The organism is Telluria sp. ZT3P39, assembly GCF_059685935.1.
On sequence record NZ_JCASIH010000012.1, the window covers coordinates 76,886 to 98,800 of the forward strand.

At 67.1% G+C, this 21,915-nt stretch carries 16 protein-coding genes; 8 read left to right on the forward strand and 8 right to left on the reverse strand.

Annotated elements, in window-relative coordinates; all coding sequences use genetic code 11:
* Positions 1-61: 61 nt before the first annotated feature.
* Complete coding sequence (gene orn, locus AC56LR_RS13340) at positions 62-646, forward strand: oligoribonuclease (RefSeq protein ID WP_497131010.1); 585 nt, start codon at positions 62-64, stop codon at positions 644-646.
* Positions 647-786: 140 nt separating this feature from the next.
* Positions 787-3,255 (forward strand): ATP-binding protein, encoded by a 2,469-nt coding sequence (locus AC56LR_RS13345; RefSeq protein WP_497131011.1) that lies wholly within the window; start codon positions 787-789, stop codon positions 3,253-3,255.
* Here AC56LR_RS13345 and AC56LR_RS13350 read toward each other — a convergent pair.
* Positions 3,252-4,202: an MBL fold metallo-hydrolase gene (locus tag AC56LR_RS13350; protein ID WP_497131012.1), complete on the reverse strand. Its 951-nt coding sequence runs from the start codon at positions 4,200-4,202 to the stop codon at positions 3,252-3,254. The genes AC56LR_RS13345 and AC56LR_RS13350 overlap by 4 nt on opposite strands.
* Before the next feature lie 260 nt (positions 4,203-4,462).
* Positions 4,463-5,158, reverse strand: a complete 696-nt coding sequence (locus AC56LR_RS13355) for a UPF0149 family protein (protein ID WP_497131013.1) — start codon at positions 5,156-5,158, stop codon at positions 4,463-4,465.
* 106 nt (positions 5,159-5,264) lie between these two features.
* Here AC56LR_RS13355 and AC56LR_RS13360 point away from each other — a divergent pair, with 106 nt between their 5' ends.
* Together AC56LR_RS13360 and AC56LR_RS13365 are read left to right on the forward strand one after the other, a co-directional pair.
* A complete protein-coding gene (locus AC56LR_RS13360) occupies positions 5,265-6,272 on the forward strand; it encodes a serine/threonine protein kinase (protein ID WP_497131014.1) in 1,008 nt (335 codons plus the stop codon).
* Positions 6,273-6,392: 120 nt separating this feature from the next.
* The gene (locus AC56LR_RS13365; protein WP_497131016.1) at positions 6,393-8,747 is read left to right on the forward strand and encodes a coiled-coil domain-containing protein; all 2,355 of its coding nucleotides are present in this window, start codon (positions 6,393-6,395) and stop codon (positions 8,745-8,747) included.
* 85 nt (positions 8,748-8,832) lie between these two features.
* On the opposite strand, the gene AC56LR_RS13370 is transcribed toward AC56LR_RS13365, so the two are convergent.
* Both AC56LR_RS13370 and AC56LR_RS13375 read right to left on the reverse strand, forming a co-directional pair.
* On the reverse strand, positions 8,833-9,234 hold the full coding sequence (locus AC56LR_RS13370) for a DUF8785 domain-containing protein (RefSeq protein ID WP_497131018.1): 402 nt from the start codon (positions 9,232-9,234) through the stop codon (positions 8,833-8,835).
* Positions 9,235-9,336: 102 nt separating this feature from the next.
* Entirely contained in the window at positions 9,337-10,410 is a 1,074-nt protein-coding gene (locus AC56LR_RS13375; RefSeq protein WP_497131019.1) for a DUF475 domain-containing protein, read from the reverse strand.
* 154 nt (positions 10,411-10,564) lie between these two features.
* On the opposite strand from AC56LR_RS13375, the gene AC56LR_RS13380 reads away from it, so the two are divergent.
* From AC56LR_RS13380 to AC56LR_RS13390, 3 genes are all read left to right on the forward strand, one after another.
* Positions 10,565-10,987 (forward strand): divergent PAP2 family protein, encoded by a 423-nt coding sequence (locus AC56LR_RS13380; protein ID WP_497131020.1) that lies wholly within the window; start codon positions 10,565-10,567, stop codon positions 10,985-10,987.
* Positions 10,988-11,211: 224 nt separating this feature from the next.
* Complete coding sequence (locus tag AC56LR_RS13385) at positions 11,212-12,396, forward strand: efflux RND transporter periplasmic adaptor subunit (protein ID WP_497131022.1); 1,185 nt, start codon at positions 11,212-11,214, stop codon at positions 12,394-12,396.
* A gap of 4 nt (positions 12,397-12,400) precedes the next feature.
* Entirely contained in the window at positions 12,401-15,601 is a 3,201-nt protein-coding gene (locus tag AC56LR_RS13390; RefSeq protein ID WP_497131023.1) for an efflux RND transporter permease subunit, read from the forward strand.
* Between the two features lie 205 nt (positions 15,602-15,806).
* Here the strand turns inward: AC56LR_RS13390 and AC56LR_RS13395 are convergent, their stop codons facing one another.
* The 4 genes from AC56LR_RS13395 to AC56LR_RS13410 form a co-directional block, all read right to left on the reverse strand.
* Positions 15,807-16,178 (reverse strand): hypothetical protein, encoded by a 372-nt coding sequence (locus AC56LR_RS13395; protein ID WP_497131025.1) that lies wholly within the window; start codon positions 16,176-16,178, stop codon positions 15,807-15,809.
* Positions 16,179-16,436: 258 nt separating this feature from the next.
* The gene (locus tag AC56LR_RS13400; RefSeq protein ID WP_497131027.1) at positions 16,437-17,447 is read right to left on the reverse strand and encodes an NAD(P)H-hydrate dehydratase; all 1,011 of its coding nucleotides are present in this window, start codon (positions 17,445-17,447) and stop codon (positions 16,437-16,439) included.
* Positions 17,448-17,458: 11 nt separating this feature from the next.
* The gene (locus AC56LR_RS13405) at positions 17,459-18,220 is read right to left on the reverse strand and encodes a histidine phosphatase family protein (protein ID WP_497131029.1); all 762 of its coding nucleotides are present in this window, start codon (positions 18,218-18,220) and stop codon (positions 17,459-17,461) included.
* Positions 18,221-18,352: 132 nt separating this feature from the next.
* Positions 18,353-19,753 (reverse strand): L-cystine transporter, encoded by a 1,401-nt coding sequence (locus tag AC56LR_RS13410; RefSeq protein WP_497131031.1) that lies wholly within the window; start codon positions 19,751-19,753, stop codon positions 18,353-18,355.
* A gap of 315 nt (positions 19,754-20,068) precedes the next feature.
* Here AC56LR_RS13410 and AC56LR_RS13415 point away from each other — a divergent pair, with 315 nt between their 5' ends.
* Entirely contained in the window at positions 20,069-21,796 is a 1,728-nt protein-coding gene (locus tag AC56LR_RS13415) for a methyl-accepting chemotaxis protein (protein ID WP_497131033.1), read from the forward strand.
* The last annotated feature ends 119 nt before the right edge of the window (positions 21,797-21,915 follow it).

Consider the following 21,915-nt stretch of genomic DNA (forward strand, 5'->3'; position numbering starts at 1 on the left):
GAGAAAATGCAGGAGAAGCTTGCACAGTGAAGTGCAGTACCAATAAGGCAAAGAGAGAATTATGTCACAAGCTACACAAACCGAAGGGGCGGCCAAGCCGGCGCGTCCGAACGAGTTCAACCTGGTCTGGCTCGACATGGAGATGACCGGCCTCGATCCGGACAACGACCGCATCATCGAAGTGGCCGTGGTCGTGACCGACCCGGAGCTGAACATCATCGCCGAAGGCCCGGTGTTCGCCATCCACCAGTCGGACGAGACCCTCAACAAAATGGACAACTGGAACAAGGGCACCCACGGCAAGTCGGGCCTGATCGACCGCGTCAAGGCCTCCACCGTGACCGAAGCGCAGGCCGAGCTCGAGCTGATCGCTTTCCTGAAGCAGTACGTGCCGGCCAACAAGTCGCCGATGTGCGGCAATTCGATCTGCCAGGACCGCCGCTTCATGGCGCGCGGCATGCCGAAACTCGAAGCCTTCTTCCACTACCGGAACCTGGACGTGTCCACGCTCAAGGAACTGTGCCGCCGCTGGAAGCCGGAACTGGCATCCGGCTTCAAGAAGCACCAGAAGCATACGGCGCTGGCCGACATCCATGAGTCGGTCGAAGAGCTGCGCTACTACCGCGAGCACTTCATCAAGCTGTGATGCGCAAGCCGTAAATACCGCGGCAACTGTCCTTGGTGCCTGTCATGAAACATGCGTGACAGGCAACAAGTTATGCGACAATCATTCGCATGACCCACGCTCCGCAGACCGCGCTTCCTGACCCCAGTGGCGAAGCATCGATGCGTTCCCGCATCCGCCGGCACGACTGGAACCAGACGCCCCTCGGTCCGCCCGAGCGCTGGCCGGCCAGCCTGCGCACCGCGGTCGACATGATGCTGCACTCGGCCTTCCCCATGTTCCTGGCCTGGGGACCCGACCTGGTTTTCCTCTACAACGACGCCTATGTGCCGCTGCTCGGCCAGAAGCACGGGCGCGCGCTCGGCGAGCGCTTTTGCGACCTGTGGGCCGAGGTCTGGGGCGAGATGGTGCCCCTGATCGACCGAGCGCTGTCGGGTAAGCCCGTGTATTTCGAGGACATGCCGATGACGGTGAACCGGCGCGGCTATCCCGAGCGCGCCAATTTCACCTTCTCGCACGCGCCCCTGATGGGCGACGACGGCCAGGTGGCCGGCCTGTTCTGCACCGTGATGGAAACCACCCGCCGCGTCGCCGCCGAGCGCCGCGCGGCCTTCGAGCTGACGGTATCGGACGCGCTGCGGGCGCTGTCGTCGGGCGACGAAGTGGCCATCACCGCCGGCGCGCTGCTGGGCGGCGAGCTGCACGCGGACCGGGTGGTGTACGCGGAACTGGATCCGGGCAGCGGGCGCTTCGCCGCGCCGCGCTGGTGGACGCGCGACGAGCGCGCGAGCCTGCACCCGAACCTGCCGCCGCAGGCGCGCAAGAGCCCGCAGCCCGGCTTCAGCCTGGATGCCTTCGGCCCGGCGGTGGGCGCGGCGCTGCGCGAAGGCAGCGTGGTGCGCATCCACGACACGGCGCACGACGTCCGCACCATCGGCTACCGCAGCGCCTACGTGGCCGAGCGCATCGGCGCGCTGCTGGTGGTGCCGCTGGTGAAATCGAACCGGCTGGTGGCCTGCCTGGGCATCGACTGCCCGCAGCCGCGCTTCTGGAGCGAGGACGACATCCAGCTGGCGCGCGACGTGGCCGAGCGCACCTGGTCGGCGGTCGAGACGGCGCGCGCCCAGGCCGAGCTGCGCGCGGAACGCGACCGCAGCCGCGACATCTTCGACACCATCGCCGAAGGCTTCGCCGTGTTCGACGCCGACTGGAACGTGCTCGAGATGAACGCCGAAGGCCTGCGCATCTGCCGCATGGAGGCGGCCGAAGTATTGGGCCGCAACCACTGGGACGCCTTCCCGCACACGATCGACGCCGAGCCGGGCCCGATGTACCGCGAGGTGATGCGCACGCGGGTGGCCGGCGCCGCCGAGCATGCGCACGTCTTCCCGGACGGCACCCGCCTGTGGACCGAGGTGCGGGCCTACCCGATGCAGGACGGCGGCCTGGCGGCTTTTTTCCGCGACATCACCGACCGCAAGCTGGCCGAAGAAAAGCTCAGGGAAGCCGACCGCCGCAAGGACGAGTTCCTGGCGATGCTGGCGCACGAGCTGCGCAACCCGCTGGCGCCGATCAGCGCGGCCGCCGAGCTGCTGCGCATCGGCCGCATGGACGAAGCGCGGGTGCGCCAGAGCAGCAACATCATCGGGCGCCAGGTGCGCCACATGACGCGGCTGGTGGACGACTTGCTCGACGTCTCGCGCGTCACGCGCGGCCTGATCTCGCTGGAACGGGCGCAGGTGCTGGCGCGCGTCGTCATCCAGGAAGCGGTCGAGCAGGTGCGCCCCATGATCGAGGCGCGCCGCCAGAAGCTGGCGGTGCACCTGCCGCCTGCCTGGGCCATCATCGAAGGCGACAAGGCGCGGCTGGTGCAGGTGGTCGCCAATATCCTCGGCAATGCCACCAAGTACACGCCGGAAGGGCGCGGCATCGACCTGGGCGCGCAGGCGGCTGGGGGCAGCCTCGTGATCAGCGTGCACGACGAGGGCATCGGCATGGAGCGCGAACTGACCAGGCGCGTATTCGACCTGTTCACCCAGGCCGAACGCTCGTCCGACCGCTCGCAGGGCGGCCTTGGCCTCGGACTGGCGCTGGCCAGGAACCTGGTCGAGCTGCATGGGGGGACGGTGGCCTGCGCCAGCGCCGGCCCGGGGCTGGGCTCTACCTTCGAGATCCGCCTGCCGCTGCTGCAGGGGGCGGTGCCGGCGGCCCTGGCCGCGCAGGCCGCGGCGCCCTTGTTATCCGGGCCGCTCAAGGTGCTGGTGGTGGACGACAACGTCGACGCCGCCGAGACCCTGGGCCTGCTGCTGGCGGCGCATGGGCACGAGGTCGCGGTCGAACACGGCTCGCTGCCGGCGCTCGAACGCGCGCGCGCCATGGCGCCGGACGTCTGCCTGCTCGACATCGGCCTGCCCGACATCGATGGCCGCGAGCTGGCGCGGCGCCTGCGCGCGCAGCCGGAGACAGCAAGCACGGTGCTGGTGGCCGTCACCGGCTACGGCCAGCAGCAGGACCGCGAGGATGCGTTCGCGGCCGGCTTCCAGCACCACCTGGTCAAGCCGGTCGACATGGATGCGCTGGCGCGCCTGCTGGAGGGCGTGCGCGCCGGGACCGGAACCGAATCCGCTTAGCGCATCTGGGTGTAGTTCACCGGGATGAAGCGGTAGCCCTTGCCGTCAAGCGCCAGGTAACCCATCCCCGGGAACTGCAGGTGGGCGCCGCCGATCAGGTAGCCGCCCTTGGCCGCGGCGTCGAAGGCCTTCTTGCGCGGCGCCGCGGCGGCTTTCTGGTCGCTGTCGAATTCGATCGTCACGGCCGGATTTTCCATCTGCACCGCCGCCACGTGGATCAGGTCGCCGACCAGGTGCAGTTTCCGGCCGCCGCTCTCGACGAGATAGGTGGTGTGCCCCGGCGTGTGCCCTGGCGCGGCCTGGGCGCGGATGCCCGGCACCAGTTCGACGTCGCCCTCGAACGGTTTGAACTTGCCTGCCTTCACATACGGGTTGACGGCGGCCATGGCAGCCTTGAAGCCATCCTTGCCCTTGGCCTTGTCCATGTTCGCCTGGCTCAGCCAGTAGTCGGCTTCCTTCTTGCTGGCCCGTACCGTGGCGTTCGGGAAGACCAGCTGCGCACCGTTGACCAGGCCGCCCACGTGGTCGCCGTGGAAGTGGGTGATGTAGATTTCGTCGACCTGTTCCGGCTGATAGCCGGCGGCCTTGATGTTGGCGGCCAGCCGGCCCAGGGTCGGGCCGAAGAAGGACCCGGCGCCGCCGTCGATCATCACCAGCTTGCTGCCCGTATTGATGAGGTAGGCGTTGGCCGAGGTTTCCAGCGGCGCCTTCAGGTGCGCTTTCGCCAGCGTGTCGAGCGTTTTCTTCTTGTCCTGGGCCAGCAGCTGGTCCACCGGCAGGTCGACCGTGCCGTCCGACAGCGGGGTAATCTCGAACTGGCCGAGCATGAGGCGCGACCAGCCGGGGGCAGGGGTCTTGGCCATCGGTGCGGCAGCCCAGGCAGGGCCGGCCAGGCAGGCGGCTGCCACGGCAGTGGCGAGGAGGGCAGGGTACAGGCGTGGTGTCATCGCAGGTCCTTTTTATTGTGTGCGGCGCAGGCCGGCCGCGAGCGTTGCATATCGTACATGATTGCAGGGCAGGATGTTCAGCTTGTGCCAAGCACCGGGCAAGCGAGCTGGCGCGCTTCCATGACGGGGGGCGCAGCAGGTGTTCCTGGTGGACGGGGAGGGCAGGCTGACCGGGATGGTGCAGCCGGGGGATTTGCTGGTGGGGCTGGAGTTGGGCTTGCAGGAGGCGGCGGCCTGAGGGTGGCCGCCGCGGGCCTGGCTTACTCCGCCGCTTCCGCGCCGCAGCACTTCTTGTACTTCTTCCCGCTGCCGCAAGGGCAATCGTCGTTGCGGCCGACCTTCGGCTCCTCGCGCACGACGGTTTCCACGGCCGGCTTGCGCAGCGGCAGCCAGTAGCGGTGGATGGCGGGCAGATTGGCTTCGATGGCCAGGGCCAGCTGGTGCGCCTTCTTCGGGTCTTCGACTTCGGGCAATTCGGACTCTTCGATCTCGTCGGCGCCGAGCAGGTAGATCGGGCGCATCAGTTCGGCGACCTCGGAGGTCCAGATCGGCTCCCACGAACCCGGTCGCAGCTCCATGCCCTCCCAGAAGCCCCAGCACCAGGCTTCGGCGTCGATCAGGTTGGCGCCGCCCACTTCGTGCTCGCAGAACAGCGGCTCGAATTCTTTCGGGGCGACCTCGAAGGTGACCAGCACTTCGTTCATGAAGCGCATGATCAGGTTGATGATCTTTTCTTCGTCGCGGCTGTTCTTCCACTTCGGCGCCTGCTGGCCATCCTGGCCCCAGACCCGCGGCAGCCACTCGGCCGGCATGATGGTTTCCGGGCCGATCGCGATCGCGGTCAGGTAGCCGTGCAGCGTGTCCATCGTCATCGCATCCTCGGGGGAGCGGTCGGACAGCAGGAACTGGTCGAGTTCGTCGAATTCTTTGTCGGTAAGGGGCTGGTCGAGATGCATGTGGGGCTCTTGTTGCGTTTGAAGGCGACAGTTTAACCCCTGCGGGCCGGGAGGGCACGGAAATTGTGGATAGGACGGGACGGGGCGCGGCGCTTACAATGTCCAAATGGATAACCCGACCTCCCCCGACACTACCGCGGCGCATCCCTACGCGCGGCTCGATCCCCAGGCCGTGCTGGAGGCCGTCGAAAGCCTTGGCCTCTACTGCGACGGCCGCCTGCTGGCGCTCAACAGCTACGAGAACCGCGTCTACCAGGTCGGCCTCGAAGAAGGCGGGCCCGTGGTCGTCAAGTTCTACCGCCCCGAGCGCTGGAGCGACGAAGCCATCCTGGAAGAACACGCGTTTGTCGCCGAACTGGCGGAGCGCGAGATTCCGGTGGTGCCGGCCGATACCATCGACGGCCGCACCCTGCACAGCTTTGGCGGCTACCGCTTCTCGGTCTTCCCGCGCCGCGGCGGGCGCGCGCCAGAGCTGGGCGATCCGGCCACGCTGGAATGGATCGGGCGCTTCATCGGACGCATCCACGCCGTCGGCGCCTTGAAGCCGTTCACGGCGCGTCCGGAACTGAACCAGCAGACTTTCGGCCATGAACCCTTCGCCTGGCTGCGCAGCCACGGCTTCATTCCGCCGGAGCTGGCTGCGACCTATGCCAGCGTGGTCGAGCAGGCGCTGGCGGGTGTGGCGCGCTGCTACGAGCGCGCCGGCGAACTTCCGTTGCTGCGCCTGCACGGCGACTGCCACGCCGGCAACGTGCTGTGGACGCCCGATGGCCCGCATTTCGTCGACTTCGACGACAGCCGCATGGGCCCGGCGATCCAGGACCTGTGGATGCTGCTCTCGGGCGAGCGCCACGAGATGGTGGGCCAGATGGCCGACGTGCTGGCGGGGTATGACGACTTCTGCGAATTCCATCCGCGCCAGCTCTACCTGGTCGAGGCCCTGCGCACGCTGCGCCTGATCCATTATTCGTACTGGCTGGCGATGCGCTGGGACGATCCGGCCTTCCCGGCGGCCTTCCCCTGGTTTAACACCCAGCGCTACTGGCAGGACCGCATCCTGGAGTTGCGCGAGCAGGTGGCGCTGATGGACGAGCCGCCGCTGTGGCAGGTGTAGGCTTTTAAACACGGAATAGCCGCGCGTTCACCGTCCAGTTCGGCGTGACACGCGGCCGCGATTTGCCGGATAATCTGGCGACGCAGATTTGCCTGCGGCCCAGCGCCACCGAGAACGACCATGGAACCCATCAAACCTGACCCTGACGACATCGATTTCACGATAGACCTGTCCCACGCGGGCAGCGTCGTGCCGAGGGGATTGGAGCTGGCGCCCGCAGCCCCGCCGCAGGCGCCGGGCCGCGCGCCGATGGAGATGCACGAGATCCAGGAAGCCATCGCCCGGGTCGAGGCCGAGGCCAAGGCCAACGTGGCCGCCGAGAGCCGCGCCCACGCCGAGTCGCGCGCCCGCGCGCTGGCCGAGGAGCGCGCCGCGATGGACGCTGCCGCCACCGCGGCGGCTCTGGCCAATGCCCAGGCCTCCGAAGACGCGATTGCCGCCAACCGCGAGCGCCTCGAGTCCCTGCACGCAGCGGCCAGGGCGTCCAGCGAGCGGCTCGAAGCGATTCGCCAGGAAACCGCCGAGCTGCGCTCGCGCGTGCAGCTGGAAACCGAAACCCGCATGGCCTCCGAGGCGCGCTCGCGCCAGGAAGACGAATCGCGCCGCCGCGCCGCCGCCCAGGTGGAAGCCCAGGCCGAGATGGCGGTGCAGGCCGAAAAGGCGGCCGACGAATTGATGGTCCAGACCGAGCGCGCCCGCCTCCAGGCGGCCGAGCGGATGGCGGCGGTCGAAGCCGCGCGCGAAGAAGTGCTGCACAACGCCAGCGCCGATGCGCGGGTGGCGATCCTGGCGCGCGAGCGCGAGCGCGCCGAACGGGGCGCCCGCCAGACCGCCGAGATGCTGGTGCAGGCCGAGGCCGAGGCGCTGGAACTGACCCTGCAGCGCGAACGCGCCGACCAGGTGGCGCTGGCCTCGAGCTTCGCCCGCGCGGCGGCCGAGGCGCGCGCGCTGGAAGAAGCGCGCGCCATGGCCCATATCGAGCAGGAACGCGAAGCGATCGCGCTGGCCCAGGCCGAGTCGGACCGCGTCGCCACCCAATCGATGCGCATGCGCCTGCAGACCGAAAAGGAACTGCGCGACGCCGCCACCCACCGCGAGCGCCTGGAACAGATGGCAGCCGCCGGCGCCGAAGCGCGGCGTGAAGCCGAGACCCGGATCCTGGCCGCGACCGAAGCGCGGATCGAGGCCGACCGCAAGCTGCGCGAGCTGGCCGGTGAGCGCGCCCGCGCCGAAGAAGACGCCGGCGCGCAGGTAGCCGCAAGGCTGGAAGCCGAAGCGCAGGCCGCGACCCATGCGCGCGAGCGCGCCGCCGCCGACGAAGCCGCGGCCCTGGCCGCCCGGCGCGAGGCCGACGAGCAGGAACACGAACGGGCGCTGGCCGAGGAACGCGCGGCGCTGTCCCGGGCCGCGGTTGAAGCCCGCGCCGCCGCCAATGCGGCGGAAGAAGCGGCGATGCTGGCCGTGCGCGAGCAGGCCGCGGCCGAGCAGGAGGCGCTGGACGCCGCCCGGCGCCGCGCCGAGGCTGCGCAGCAGCGGGTGGAGGCCGAACGCGAGCGCGCGGCGCTTGACGAAGCCGCCCTGGCGCGCGAACAAGAACAGGCGCAGGCCGAACGCGCGCTGGCGCAGGCGGCCGAAGCACGCGCCCGCGCCGCGCAGGCCGCTGCCGCGCAGTTGCGCGAGCAGGCCGGGGCTGAACGGCGCGCCGAGGCAGTGCAGCAGGCCATGCTCGAGGCCCAGCAGGCGCAGGCGCGCGCCGCCATCGAAGAAGCCGGGCACGCCCAGGCGGCAGCGGCGGCCCAGCAGGAAGGGGCGCGCCGTGCGCTCGAATTGGCGGCGGCCCAGGCCGAACGCGCCGCCGCCGAGCGCCGCCAGCTGGCGCTGGTGGACGAGGCCATCGCGGCCGAACGCGCCGCGACCGAAGCGGCGCGCGAATCGCTGGAACTGACCGAACGCAAGCTGGCCGCGCAGCGCCAGCAGGCCGCGGCCGATGCGCGCGCGACCGAAGCGGCAGCTGCGCGCCTGGCCTCCGAGCAGGCCGCCGCGCAGGCCGCGCTGGCCCGCGCGGCCGCCGAAGAAGAACAGGCGCGCCTGGCAGGCGAACGCGAAGCGGCCGAGCAGGATGCGCTGCGGGCGTCGGTGGAGAAGCGCGAGGCCCAGCGCCTGCTGCTCGAGCACGCGCAGCGCCACGCCGGCATGCAGCGCAAGGCGGCCGAGGCAACACAGCGCATGGCCGACGCGCGCAAGGCGCTGGCCGACCTGGAAACGCATCGCTTCGAAGAAGTGTCAGCCGATTTGGCCGCCCTGGACCGCGCGATCGGCGCCCGCACGGCCGAAGCCGAGCACCGGGTGGCATCGGTGAACATCACGCGCGAGGTGCTGGGACGCTTCAAGCAGTCGCCGCCGGCATCGGCGTCGCAGGCCGTGACCAGGCTGGCGGAGGTGATTATGAATCAGAGGAAGAACGAGCAGGAGTAGGGCAGCACGCAGTAGCGGTTTGCTGCCCCAAGCAAGCGTGATATGCCACGCATATCAGTCGGGCATAATCAAGTCGCCCAACATATCACTGACTCGCCCCCACCGGATTGACCGGCCCCATGCTCGCCCTGGTCGCGAAATATTCCGTCTCGCCGAAGCACGAAGTTGGAATCCCGCGGTGCTGTTCGTAGGTGATCTGCACGCGCTGGCCCATCGCGCCCTGCAGTTGCTTGACCACCGCCTCGTCGCGCACCGAGAAGGTGAAGCGTTCGGGAATGGCGCCCGGCATGCTCGACAGCAAAATTTCGCCTTCCCAGGTCTTGCACAGCCAGCCCTTTTTCGAGAACTTCTGCAGGTAGCCCGCCCGTTCGCCTTCCGAATACGACCAGCTCAGCGTGAACCAGGTGTAGAGCGCGAACAGCACCAGCACGGCGGCGATGGCGGAGAGCAGGAGGGCGGTGGCGCGTTTTGGCAGGGCGTTGGGCATGGCGGCAGTGATCAATGGTAAAAGTGGGTGAGGGAGTCGGCAAGGGACAGCCGCGCCCATTCTGCCACGGCTTGGCAAAATAACAAAATCAGCTGCAAGCGTTCAGGATTTGCCCAGCGCCGCGCGGCGCGCTTCGTCCTCGTGCTCCTCGCGCTCGACCCGGCGCCGGTAGCGCACCGAGGACCATAGCGACACCAGGATGAAGGCCAGCCCCGACAGCCCGGTGAACCATTCCGGGATGTGATAGTGGACGCTGGCGAACATGATCAGCGCCAGGATGCCGATCGCGTAGTGCGCGCCATGCTCGAGGAAGACGAATTCGTCCAGTGTGCCCTTGTAGACCAGGAACACGGTCATCGAGCGCACGAACATGGCGCCGATCGCCAGGCCCAGCATGATGATGACGACGTCGTTGGTGATCGCAAACGCCCCGATCACGCCGTCGAAGGAGAACGAGGCATCGAGCACCTCCAGGTAGAGGAAGCCGCCGATGCTGCCCTGGGCGATCATCTTGCCCACCGCCGGTTCGTCTTCCTGGTGTTCCAGCAGGCCGCTGAGCCATTGCACGCCTATATAGATGAGCACGCCGGTGACGCCGGCCACCAGCACCGGCAGCTTGCGCGCGACGGGCATCAGCGACATGGCGCCGCAGACCGCCGACAGGGTGATCAGGATGGCCAGGCCCTCAGTGCCGTACTTGCCGACTTTTTCCTCGAGCCAGCCGAGCCAGTGCAATTGTTTTTCTTCGTCGAATAAAAAATTCAGGAACACCAGCATCAGGAAGGCGCCGCCGAAGGACGCGACCTCGGCGTGCTTTTCGGTGAGGTGGCGCGAATACTCGCGCGGGTTGTCGATGGCCATCTGCCAGACTTCGACCAGGCCGAGCCCGGTGGCGGCCGAGACGATCACGAGCGGGAACAGCAGCCGCATGCCGAACACGGCCACCAGGATGCCGACGGTGAGGAACAATTTGCGCCAGAACTCGTTCCAACCACGCAGGACCGAGGCGTTCACGACCGCATTGTCGAAAGAAAGCGACACTTCGAGCACGCCGAGCACGGCGGTGATCCAGAGTGCCTGCAGCATGCCGCCGATGCCCCGGTGCTCATAGCCCCACCACCCCGCAAGGGCCATGAGGATGACCGTGACCGCGATCGACAACCGAAAATGCCGCATGACGCCCCCTTGCCTGTGTAGTCGTGTTGGAGGAATATTACCGTTCCAGGCTCGAGGACGGCGCAGCAATGCCGCGTTGGCAGGCGGAAGGTGTATCTACCGAGGCTTGCATCTGAGATAATTCCGGCCGGCATCAATTCACCTGGACTGAGACATGGATTTTGTTTACCTCGTAACTCCCGTGCTGACCTGGATGGTGGTCGGCCCGATCAAGTTCTTGATTACCAGCGCGCGCCAGCGCCGTTGGGCCTTCAACCTCGTGGGCAATGGCGGCTTCCCCAGCAACCATAGCTCCGTGGTCAGCAGCATGGCCACCCTGATCGCGCTGCGCGAGGGGATGGGCCACCCGGCGTTCGGGGTCGCGGTGACGCTCGCGTTCATCGTGATGATCGACGCGAACAGTTTGCGCCAGCACGTCGGCCGCCAGGCGGCGGCGATCAACCGGCTGGCGTGCGACACGGTCGGGCACGTGGTCCTGCGCGAGCGCATGGGCCACACCCTGGTGGAGATCACCGGCGGCATCGCCACCGGTATCGGGATGGGCTTCCTGATCAACGCGGTATTCGGCGCGGCCTGACGCGGCCCGCCGGACGGACAGGGCGGACGTCCGCCTGTCCGCCAAAGCGCTGCATTCCAGCCACCCGGAATGCAGCTCATCGCCAAATACCGCAGTTCATCCCACGATTTCCGCGTTATGCAGAGTCGTCAATTGACGCCCGCAGGTCCCTACTCGATACTGCGCGCTGGCTGTCCATATTCTAATATTTACAAGATCACTGAGTCCTTCTCTGGAGAACCACAATGCTGCGCAAATCACTACTCGTCCTTGCCATAGCCACGGCGCTCGCCGCCTGCAGCAAGGAGGCCAAGGAGCCTGCCAAGCCGGGCGCTGAAACGAGTGCCACGGCCGATGGCAAAGATCCCAAGGACAAGCGTCCGTCGCAGCTGAAGGTCGCCTCGGAAGACGTGCTGACCATCCAGAGCGACACCCTGAGCAGCGGCCCGGTCGTCACCGGCTCGATCCAGCCGGAACGCAAGGCCGACCTGCGCGCCGAAGTCTCGGCCGTTGTGCTGCAGGTCCTGAAAGACAATGGCGAGCCGGTCAAGCGCGGCGACGTGCTGGTGCGACTGGACGAAACCGCCATCCGCGACAGCCTGGTGTCGGCCGAAGCCACCGTGCGCTCGTCCAGCCAGGCCCTCGACCAGGCCAACCGCCAGCTCGAGCGCATGAAGACCCTGCGCGCCTCCGGCATGGCCTCGGCCGTCGGCCTGGACGACGCCGAAGTGCGCCGCAACAGCGCCCAGAGCGAATTGTCGGCCGCCAAGAGCCGCGCCGCCACCGCGCGCCAGCTGCTCAACCGCACCGTGGTGCGCGCGCCTTTCGACGGCATCGTCTCCGAGCGCAAGGTCTCGGCCGGCGACACCGCCAACATCGGCAAGGAACTGGTCAAGGTGATCGATCCGAACAGCATGCGCTTCGAAGCGCGCGTCTCGGCCGACTCGATCTCGACCCTGAAAGTGGGCCAGAAGGTCAATTTCCGCGTCAACGGCTATGGCGACCAGCAGTTCGCCGGCCACATCAAGCGCATCGACCCGGCCGCCAATGCCGTCACCCGCCAGGTCGAAGTGCTGGTCGAGTTCGCCGACAAGGCCCAGCCGCGCGTGGCCGGCCTGTACGCGGAAGGGCGCGTCGACGCCCAGAGCAGCAGCGCCCTGATGCTGCCGGAAGCGGCGCTGGTCAAGGCCGGCGACACCGCCTTCACCTGGCGCATCAAGGACAAGACCCTGAACAAGGTCCCGCTGGTGGTCGGCGCGCGCGACCCGCGCACCGGCAATGTCGAGATCAAGCAGGGCCTGGTGGCGGGCGACGTCGTGCTGCGCGCCCCGACCTCGAACCTGAAGGACGGCCAGAAGGTCGAGATGCCGGCCGCGCGCGTGGCCAGCGCCTCCAGCGCGGCGGGCAACGGCGCCGCACAGGGAAAATAACACCATGTTCCTCTCCAATTTCAGCGTCAAGAAACCGGTAGCGACCATCGTCCTGATCCTGGCGATGATGGCCATGGGCCTGCTTGCCCTGTCCAAACTGAAGGTCAACCAGAACCCGGACGTCGAAGTGCCGGTGGTCGTGGTCGACATCCCGTATCCGGGCGCCTCGCCCGAGACCGTCGAGCGCGAGATCACCAACCGCCTGGAAAAGCAGATGCTGGCGATCCAGGGCGTGACCGAACTCAATTCCAACTCGTATGAAGGCGGCGTGTCGATCTGGATGGAATTCGACTTCGACCGCAACGTCATCGAAGCTTCGGACGACGTACGCAACGCGATCGCCGCGGTGCGCTACAAGCTGCCGCTCGAAATGCGCGAACCGGTGCTGCGGCGCTGGGACCCGGCCTCGGAGCCGGTGATGCAGCTGGCGCTGTCCTCGAGCGCGCAGTCGCATGCCGAGATCTCGCGCTATGCCGAAGACGTGCTGGCCGACAAGTTCCGCGCCATCGAAGGCGTCTCGACCGTGACCGTGAACGGCGCCCTGCGCCGCGAGCTGTCGGTCCTCCTGCGCGCCGAGAAGCTGCGCGAGTTCAACGTGTCGGTCTCGGAAGTGACCAACGCGCTGCGCACCCAGAACACCAATGCCCCGGTGGGCAAGCTGCGCAGCCAGCTGGACGAGAAGGGCATCCGCCTGGTCGGCCGCATCGAGCGTCCGGAAGATTTCTCGCAAGTCGTGGTCAAGCGTAACGGCGACCAGATCGTGCGCCTGAACCAGGTAGCCGAAATCAAGGACGGTTTTGCCGACGTCAACAGCATGTCGATGCGCAGCGGCAAGCCGAACGTCGGTCTGATGATTGCCCGCTCGCGCGACGCCTCGACCGTGTCGCTGGCCAAGAAGGTGCACCAGGTGGTCAAGGAGACCAACAAGGAGATGCCGGCTGGCACGAAAGTCGAAGTCGTGCGCGACGGCGGCGAAGAAGCGCAAAGCAGCCTGAACAACGTGATCGAATCGCTGGTGCTGGGCGCGGTGCTGACCATTTTCGTGGTCTACGCCTTCCTCAACTCGTGGCGCTCGACCCTGATTACCGCGCTGTCGCTGCCGACTTCGGTGCTGGCCGCGTTCATCGCGGTCTGGCTGTGCGGCTTCACGCTGAACTTCATGACCCTGCTGGGCCTGTCGCTGGCGATCGGCGTGCTGATCGACGATGCGATCGTGGTGCGCGAAAACATCGTGCGCCACATGGAAAAAGGCTCGGACCGCCGTACCGCCGCCCTCGAAGGTACTGCCGAGATCGGCATGGCAGTGGCCGCGACCACCTTCTCGATCATGGCCGTGTTCGTGCCGGTGGCCTTCATGCCGGGCGTCTCCGGCGAGTGGTTCCGTCCGTTCGCGCTCACCGTGACCTGCTCGGTCATCGTGTCGCTGTTCATCTCGTTCACGCTCGATCCGATGCTGTCGGCTTACTGGGGCGACCCTCCAGGCCATGCCCACGCCCCGAAGAAGGGCCTGAGCCGCGTGCTGGAACGCTTCAACGTCTGGTTCGACCACCAGGCCGACCGCTACGGTAACGTCATCGCCTGGGCGCTGCACCACCGCAAGTGGATGGCCCTGATCGCCGTCGGCAGCCTGGTCGGCGCCGTGGTCCTGCACCATTTCTTCGGCGGCTCGAGCTTCCTGCCGAAATCGGATGGCGGCAACCTGATGGTCGAGGTGCGCACGCCGGCCTCGTCGAGCGTCGAATACTCGCGCCGCAAGCTGCTGGCCGCTGCCGAGATGGCGCACCAGATCAAGGAGACCAAGGACACCAACGTCTCGATCAACCCGAACGGCGGCCGCGTCTATATCGACATCGGCAAACGCAGCACCCGCAAGCGCAGCGCTGCCGAGATCGGCACTGAACTGCGCACCAAGATCTCGGCCCTGGTCGGCGCCGAATACGTCGTCATCGACGACCTCAGCGGCGGCGGCAAGCCGGTCCAGGTCGAGTTCACCGGTCCGGATTCGCGCAAGCTGATGGAGATCACGGCGGCCTACATGGACAAGCTGCGCCAGGTGCCGGGCGCCGTCGACGTCACGCTGTCGGAGCAGGATCCGAAGAACGAACTGCAGATCGTGCTCGACCGCGGCCTGGCCAACGCCATGGGCATCTCGGTCAGCGATGCCGCCCAGGCGCTGCGCGTGGCCTTCGCCGGCATCGAGGTGGGCGACTGGGTCGACCCGACCAGCGAAACCCGCGACGTCGCCGTCCGCCTGCATCCGGAAGACCGCGTCAACACCGAGAACATCGAGCGCCTGCCGATCGCGGTGGCGGGCACCGGCATGATGGTGCCGCTCGAGCAGATCGCCTCCATCACCATGGGCAAGGGTCCTTCCGGTATCCGCCACAAGGATGGCGAGCGCATGATCACCGTGTCGGCCAATGCCCAGGGCCGCTCGGCCGGCGAAGTGACCGCCGACGCGATGAAGCTGGCCAAGACCTTCGACTTCCCACCGGGCTATGGCCTGGCGCTGGGCGGCCAGGGTGAAGACCAGGCGGAGCTGTTCACCCAGATGCTGATTGCGCTCGGTTCGGGCATCGGCCTGATGTACCTGATCCTGGTGATGCAGTTCGGTTCGTTCACCGCACCGCTGGGCGTCATGCTGTCGTTGCCGCTGTCCCTGATCGGCGTGGTGCTGGCCCTGATCCTGACCAAGAACACGCTCAATCTGATGAGCATGATCGGGGTCCTGATGCTGATGGGCCTGGTGGCGAAGAACGCGATCCTGCTGCTCGACGCCGCCCGTGCGCTGGAACACGAAGGTGTCGACCGCGAAGAGGCACTGATGCAGGCCGGCCGCAAGCGCCTGCGTCCGATCCTGATGACGACCTTCGCCCTGATCGCCGGCATGCTGCCGGTGGCCATGGCGCTGGGCGATTCGGGCCAGTTCTACCAGCCGCTGGCGATCGCCATCATCGGCGGCACCATCACCTCGACGCTGCTGACCCTGCTGGTCGTGCCGACCTTCTACGACAGCATCGAGATCGCCCGCGACCGCATGGCGGCCAAGTTCGGCCGCCGCGCCAAGCGCTTCGGCGGACTGCCGGCCTTCTTCATGACCTTCGTCGAGGCCATCCTGACCCTGGTGTTCGTGCGCCTGATCTACCGTTCGATCATGCGCGGCTTCCGCTACTTCACTGGCCGCGGCAGGGTACAGCCGGCCTGACCTGGGGGAGGGCGGCCAGCTGGCTGCCCGCTTCCACCGACAGCCTGACGGCCAGCTACGCGCTGGCCGTTTTTTTGCGCCGGGAACAAAAAAGCCAGCCTCAAGGGCTGGCGATCGAACATGCGAAGGCGCGGGACAGGGCCCGCCATCCGGCAGCAACGGGCACCGCGTCGCGGACCCCGTTGCTGCACTTGCAGCCGGATGCTTACTGGCCGGTGGTGCCGGTCGGCGGCGGCGTGGTGGACGTGCCGGTGGTGCCGGTCGTACCCGTGGTGCCGGTGGCGCCGGTGCCGGTCGGTGGCGGGGTCATGGACGGATCGGTGGTGGTGCCGGTTGGTGGCGTGGTGGCCGGATCGGTCATGGTGCCGGTGGTGCCGGTCGCGCCGGTGCCGGTTGCGCCAGTGCCGGTGTCACCCGTGGTGCCGGTGGTGCCCGAGGTGCTGCTTGGGGCGGTCGCCGACGTGTCAGTAGTGGTGGTCGTGTCGGTTGCCGGCTCGTTCTTGCGGCATGCGCCCAGCAGCGAGGCCAACACGGCAGCAGTCAGCAGGATTTTTGGTGCTTGAGTCAGTGCTTTCATTGTTTAAACTCCTCGTTCACGTCTATCTTGTGCCGCAGGCTCCGGTCAGCCGTGGAGTCCCGGCGGCGCCAGGGGTGGTCCTCCGAGGGTCCGTTGAACCCCTCAGTGGAACCATCAGGGAACCGACGCAATACGCGGCCCCATCAGCGCACGAACCCGGCTGTGATACAAGACTGGCGGTGAGCCTGCCAGTTCGCCGGACCGCACACCTCGTACTCGTTTCCGCGGTGCTGCTGCGGAGTATTCGAAGAGCAGGTGCTACACGCCCACTCCCCAAACCACCGGTTGTGGCCGGATGGTTTCGCCGTCGCCGGCAGCTTTGCCTGCGATCTGTTCCAGCAAGGCCGGGATTTCCTGAGAAATTTCCCGCGCCAGATAGCCGAGTGTACCCATGCGCTGCGCCAGGCATTCGCCGGCTCGCGCATGCAGGGCCACGCCCCAGCAGGCGGCCTGGTCGAGTGGCGCGCCGCGCGCCGCCAGGCCCGCGATGATCCCGGCCAGCACGTCGCCGGAACCGGAGATCGCCAGGCCGACATTGCCGCCTTCATGCTGGTACAACGTTCCATCGGGCGTTGCGATGACAGTGCGCGCGCCTTTTAATGCGACCAGCGCATTCCATGCCTGCGCGGCCTCGAGCGCCTTCGGGTCGGGTCCGGCATTGATGTCGTCTTTCGCGATGCCGGTCAGGTGCGCCATTTCGCCCGCGTGCGGCGTGACGATGACGGGGCGTGCGAAGCGCCAGGGGCGGCCTTCCGGCCAGCCCGCGGGCGGGTGCAGCAGCACGCCCATGGCGCAGGCATCGAGCACCACAGCAACGCGCGAATCCGTCAGGCGCGGCAGCAGCGCATGCACCAGCTCGGCCGTGGCCGCTTCGTCCTGCATCCCGGGACCGATCAGCACGGCGTCCACGCGGTCGGCCAGCGGGTCGAGGCTGGCGACGGCGTCGATGCACAGGCCCGCGCTGGCGTGTTCGGGCAGGCCGATGACGCGCGCCTCGGGCATGGCCAGGGCCACCAGCTGGGCCACGCTCTGGCCGGTGGCGATGGTGAGCTTGCCGGCGCCGGCCCGCAGCGCGGCGGTCGCAGCCAGGATGATGGCGCCGGGCATTTCGCAGGAGCCGCCGAGCACCAGTACATGCCCGCGGATTTCCTTGTCGCCCTCTTCGGACGGCATCGGCACCGGCCAGCTGCGCAGCAGGGCGGTGTCGACGTCAATCACGCCGGTGGTGCGGACGGTCGCGCCTGCGCGCGGATCGATGAGCTTATCCATGGAAGTGGGCCTTATGCCTTCGGGGCGGCTGGCAAGTCCTTGCTGGCGGTAACCGGGGTGCCGGTCGCTTCGAGGGGCGCCACGAAATTCACGAGGCGCAGGGCAGGGTGGCCGCCCTTGCCGAGGCTCGGGTCGAACTGATAGGACGTGACCGAGCAGTTCGGCACGTCGCCGGCGCGGTCGAAATCGAGGATGGTCTTTTCGCTGAGGCGCTCGAACAGGTAGCGGAAGCAATTGACCGTGACCTGGTGCGCGACGATCAGGACGCGCTCCTTGCAGTATTCGCGGTTGAGCGTGTCGATCACGCTGCGCAGGCGCAGGATGACGTCGCACCAGCTTTCGCCGCCGGGCGGGCGGAAATAGAACTTGCCGACGTGCTGGCGCTGCTCGTAGAGCTCGGGATAATGGTGGGCGATGCCGTAGGTGGTGAGCCGGTCGAGGATGCCGAATTCTTTTTCGCGCAGGCGCTCGTCGGATTCGATCACCAGCTTGCTGCGGTCGAGCCGCTGCATCATGATGTTGGCGGTTTCCTCGGCGCGCACATAGGGCGAGTGCAGCACGACGGTCGGCTGCTGATCGGGCGGCAGCGAGGCGAACCAGGAACCCAGTGCCTGCGACTGGCGCTCGCCGAGCTCGGACAGGGGGACGTCGACGTCGCGGTCGGCAATGTCGATGCGGTGTCCGGCGGCGGCTTCAGCCAGGTCGCGTGCCACGTTGCCCGCACTCTGGCCATGCCTGACCAGCCAGATTTCTTGCGGCCACTTCTGTTCCATTAACAGTCCGTCGATGATGTTGACATGGCGTCATCATAGACGGATTCGACGGCTGCAAAGCGCACGATTGCAGCCCTTCCGGAGCGGCTTGCGACCGCGTCGGAGGGGGCTTACAAGCTTGCTTTCAGGCGATTAAACAGCCTGTGTTTCACTGTCCAGGTTGATTTCCGCATCGCTCTGAAACACGCGCAAGTCCGTCTGTCCAAGCACCCGGCTGGTGACCGTGCCGGCCGCGATCGAGCCGCTCACGTTCAGGGCGGTGCGGCCCATGTCGATCAGCGGCTCCACCGAGATCAGGAGGCCCGCCAGCGCCACCGGCAAGTCCATTGCGGAGAGCACGATCAGCGCGGCAAAGGTCGCGCCGCCGCCGACGCCGGCCACCCCGATCGAGCCGAAGGCGACGATCGCCAGCAGCGGCAGCAGGAAGGACGCCGTCATCGGGTCGATGCCGACGGTGGGGGCGATCATCACCGCCAGCATGGCCGGGTAGATGCCGGCGCAGCCGTTCTGGCCGATGGTCGCGCCGAACGAGGCCGCGAAGTTGGCGATGCCTTCCGGCGTGCCCAGGCGCGCGGTCTGGGTCGCCACGCTCATCGGGATCGAGCCGGCGCTGGTGCGCGAGCTGAAGGCGAAGGCCAGTACCGGGAAGATCTTTTGCACATAGCGCAGCGGGTTCAGGCCGCTGCCTGCAACGAGCAGCAGGTGCACGCAGAACATCAGCGCCAGCGCGCAGTAGGAGGCCACCACGAAGTTCGCCAGGCTGAGGATATCCTGCAGGCTCGAGCCGGCCACCACGATGGCCATCAGCGCGAATACCCCGAACGGGGTCAGGCGCAGCACCAGGGTCACCATGCGCATCACGATCACGTGCGCCATGTGCACGAAGTCGCTGAACGACCGGAACACTTCCGGCTTCTTGCCTGCAATCCCCGTGGCCGAGATGCCGATGAAGATCGCGAACACCACCACCGCGATGGTCGAGGTCTTGCGCGCGCCGGTCATGTCGAGGAAGGGGTTGGCCGGGATGAAGGACAGGATCATGCTCGGGAGCGAAATGTCCTTCGCCGCGGCCAGGTTGCCCTGCAGGTATTCGCCGCGCGCCAGTTCGGCGCTGGAGGCGGTCAGGCCGACCGCGCTCAGGCCGAACAGCTTGGCCATCAGGATGCCGATCGCGGCCGCCACGATGGTGGTGGCGATGAGGATGCCGATCGTCAGCGTGCTGATGGTGCCGAGCGAGGACGCGTTGCGCAGCTTCAGGATGGCCTGCACGATCGACACCATGATCAGGGGAATGACGATCATCTGCAGCAGTTTCACATAGCCGCTGCCGATCACGTCCAGCCAGGCATTGGTGGCCGCGATCTCGGGCGAGCTCGCCCCGTAGATCGCCTGCAGGGCCGCGCCGAACACGACGCCCAGGCCCAGGCCCGTGAATACGCGCCTGGTGAACGAGGCGTGGCTTGCCTGCATGCGGTAGAGCAGGGCGCAGACCGCCAGCGCCACTGCCAGGTTGAGCAGAAGAGGGAAGTTCATTCGAAGCCTTTGTGTGAGCCCTTGCTCACGGTTAGTGCGCTACGGAAATCTATCGCGGCATTTTATAGGCAAACCGATATTGCCGCCGGATAGGCGCCCGCGGCCGTGGCGAGGCTGCACGCGCCGGTGTTGCGGGGATGTCTAGCCAGCCCGGCTACAGGCAGTGTTTTCCTGACAAAGTTCCGTGGTGCGAGGAAGACGCAGGGCAGGAATTGCACGAAACGCACTCGTCAATATGCGTTGCGCATGAGAATCTATTTCCAAACTTCAATATAGTCTTCGCGTCCTTTTCGCCCACCTTTTTTCGAGCGCACCATGTTCAAGAACCTTACCATCAAGTCACGCCTGATCTTTGTCATCAGCTTTCTCGCAGCCGAGCTCGTCATCGGAGCCCTGATCGGCATCCATAACCTGGGCAAGGCGAACGACGAGCTGAAGAACCTCTACGACAACCGCCTGGTGGCCCTTGGCCAGCTCAGCCGCGTGATGCAGCTGATCACGACCAACCAGCTGCTGGTCGCGAAAGCCGTCGGTGTGAACGACAATGCCCAGCGCGGCGCCCTCATGCAGGAAGTGGACACCAATATCGCTGCCGTCTCCACCACCTGGAAGAGCTACGAGCAGACCGAGCTGACGGTCGAGGAAGCCGCCCTCGCCGGCAAGTTCGTCGAGGCCCGCAAAGCCTTCCTGGCCCAGGGCCTGGTGCCGGCAGTGGCGGCCGTGCGCGCCAACGACAGCGCCCGTGCGGGCGAGCTGGTGGCGGGCGAGATGTCGCGCCGCTTCCAGCCGGTCGGCGCGCTCGGCGGCGAACTGATCGAACTGCAGCAATCCGTGGCGAAAGCCGATTACGCGCGCTCGCTCGCGGCCTATGAGACCGTGCGTCTGGTCTGCCTGGCCGGCCTCGCGTTCGGCCTGTTGATGGCGGCCGTGGTCGGCTGGATGCTGGTGCGCGCCATCGTGCGCCCGATCGAGGCGGCAGTGAAGATCGCCGGCGCGGTTGCCGCCGGCGACCTGACCCAGGATATCCAGGTCAGCTCGAACGACGAGACCGGCCGCCTGCTGCAGGCGCTGAAGGACATGAACGGCTCGCTGGTGGACATCGTCACCCGCGTGCGCGGCGGCACCGACACCATCGCCACCGCATCGGGCCAGATTGCCGCAGGCAACCTCGACCTGTCGTCGCGTACCGAACAGCAAGCCAGCTCGCTGGAAGAGACCGCCTCGTCGATGGAAGAGCTGACCTCGACCGTCAAGCAGAATGCCGACAATGCGCGCCAGGCCAATGTGCTGGCGGCGTCCGCGCAACAGGTGGCGGGCAAGGGCGGCGCGGTGGTCGAGCAGGTAGTGCGCACCATGGGCGAGATCAATAGCTCGGCAACGCGCATCGTCGACATCATCGCGGTCATCGACGGCATCGCGTTCCAGACCAATATCCTGGCGCTCAATGCCGCAGTGGAAGCCGCGCGCGCCGGCGAACAGGGCCGCGGCTTTGCCGTAGTGGCGAGCGAAGTGCGCAACCTGGCGCACCGCAGCGCGTCGGCAGCCAAGGAAATCAAGGTCTTGATCGACGATTCGGTCCAGAAGGTGCACCATGGCTCGGAGCTGGTGGACCAGGCCGGCGCCACGATGGCCGAGATCGTCGAGAGCGTGGGGCGCGTCACCGACATCATGGCGGAGATCACCGCTGCCAGCCAGGAGCAGACCGCGGGCATCGAACAGATCAACGTCGCCGTGACCCAGATGGACCAGGTGACACAGCAGAACGCAGCGCTGGTCGAGGAAGCCTCGGCCGCGGCGCAGTCGCTGCAGGATGAAGCGGCCCAGCTGGCCTTGACGGTGGGTGCGTTCAGGCTCGATACCCAGGCGGCGCCTGCCGTGCAGGCGGTCCGTGCCCGGGCGCCGGCCCAGCGCGCCGCGATCGATATGGCGCGGGCAGTGCAGAAGCCGGCGGCTCCGGCCAAGGCCGCAGCCGCGCCGAGAACGGCAGGCAAGGGCGCGCCATCGAATGCGGCCCAGGCAACCGAGGGTTGGGAAGAGTTCTGACGATACCGTGTAAAAAAACAACCGCTCACTGCGTAATGCCGTTCAGTTGAGCGTAGGATGGCCGGGGTCGTTCAGGCCAGTGGCCTGAACGACGAACGGCCGCGCATCCAACTCCAATG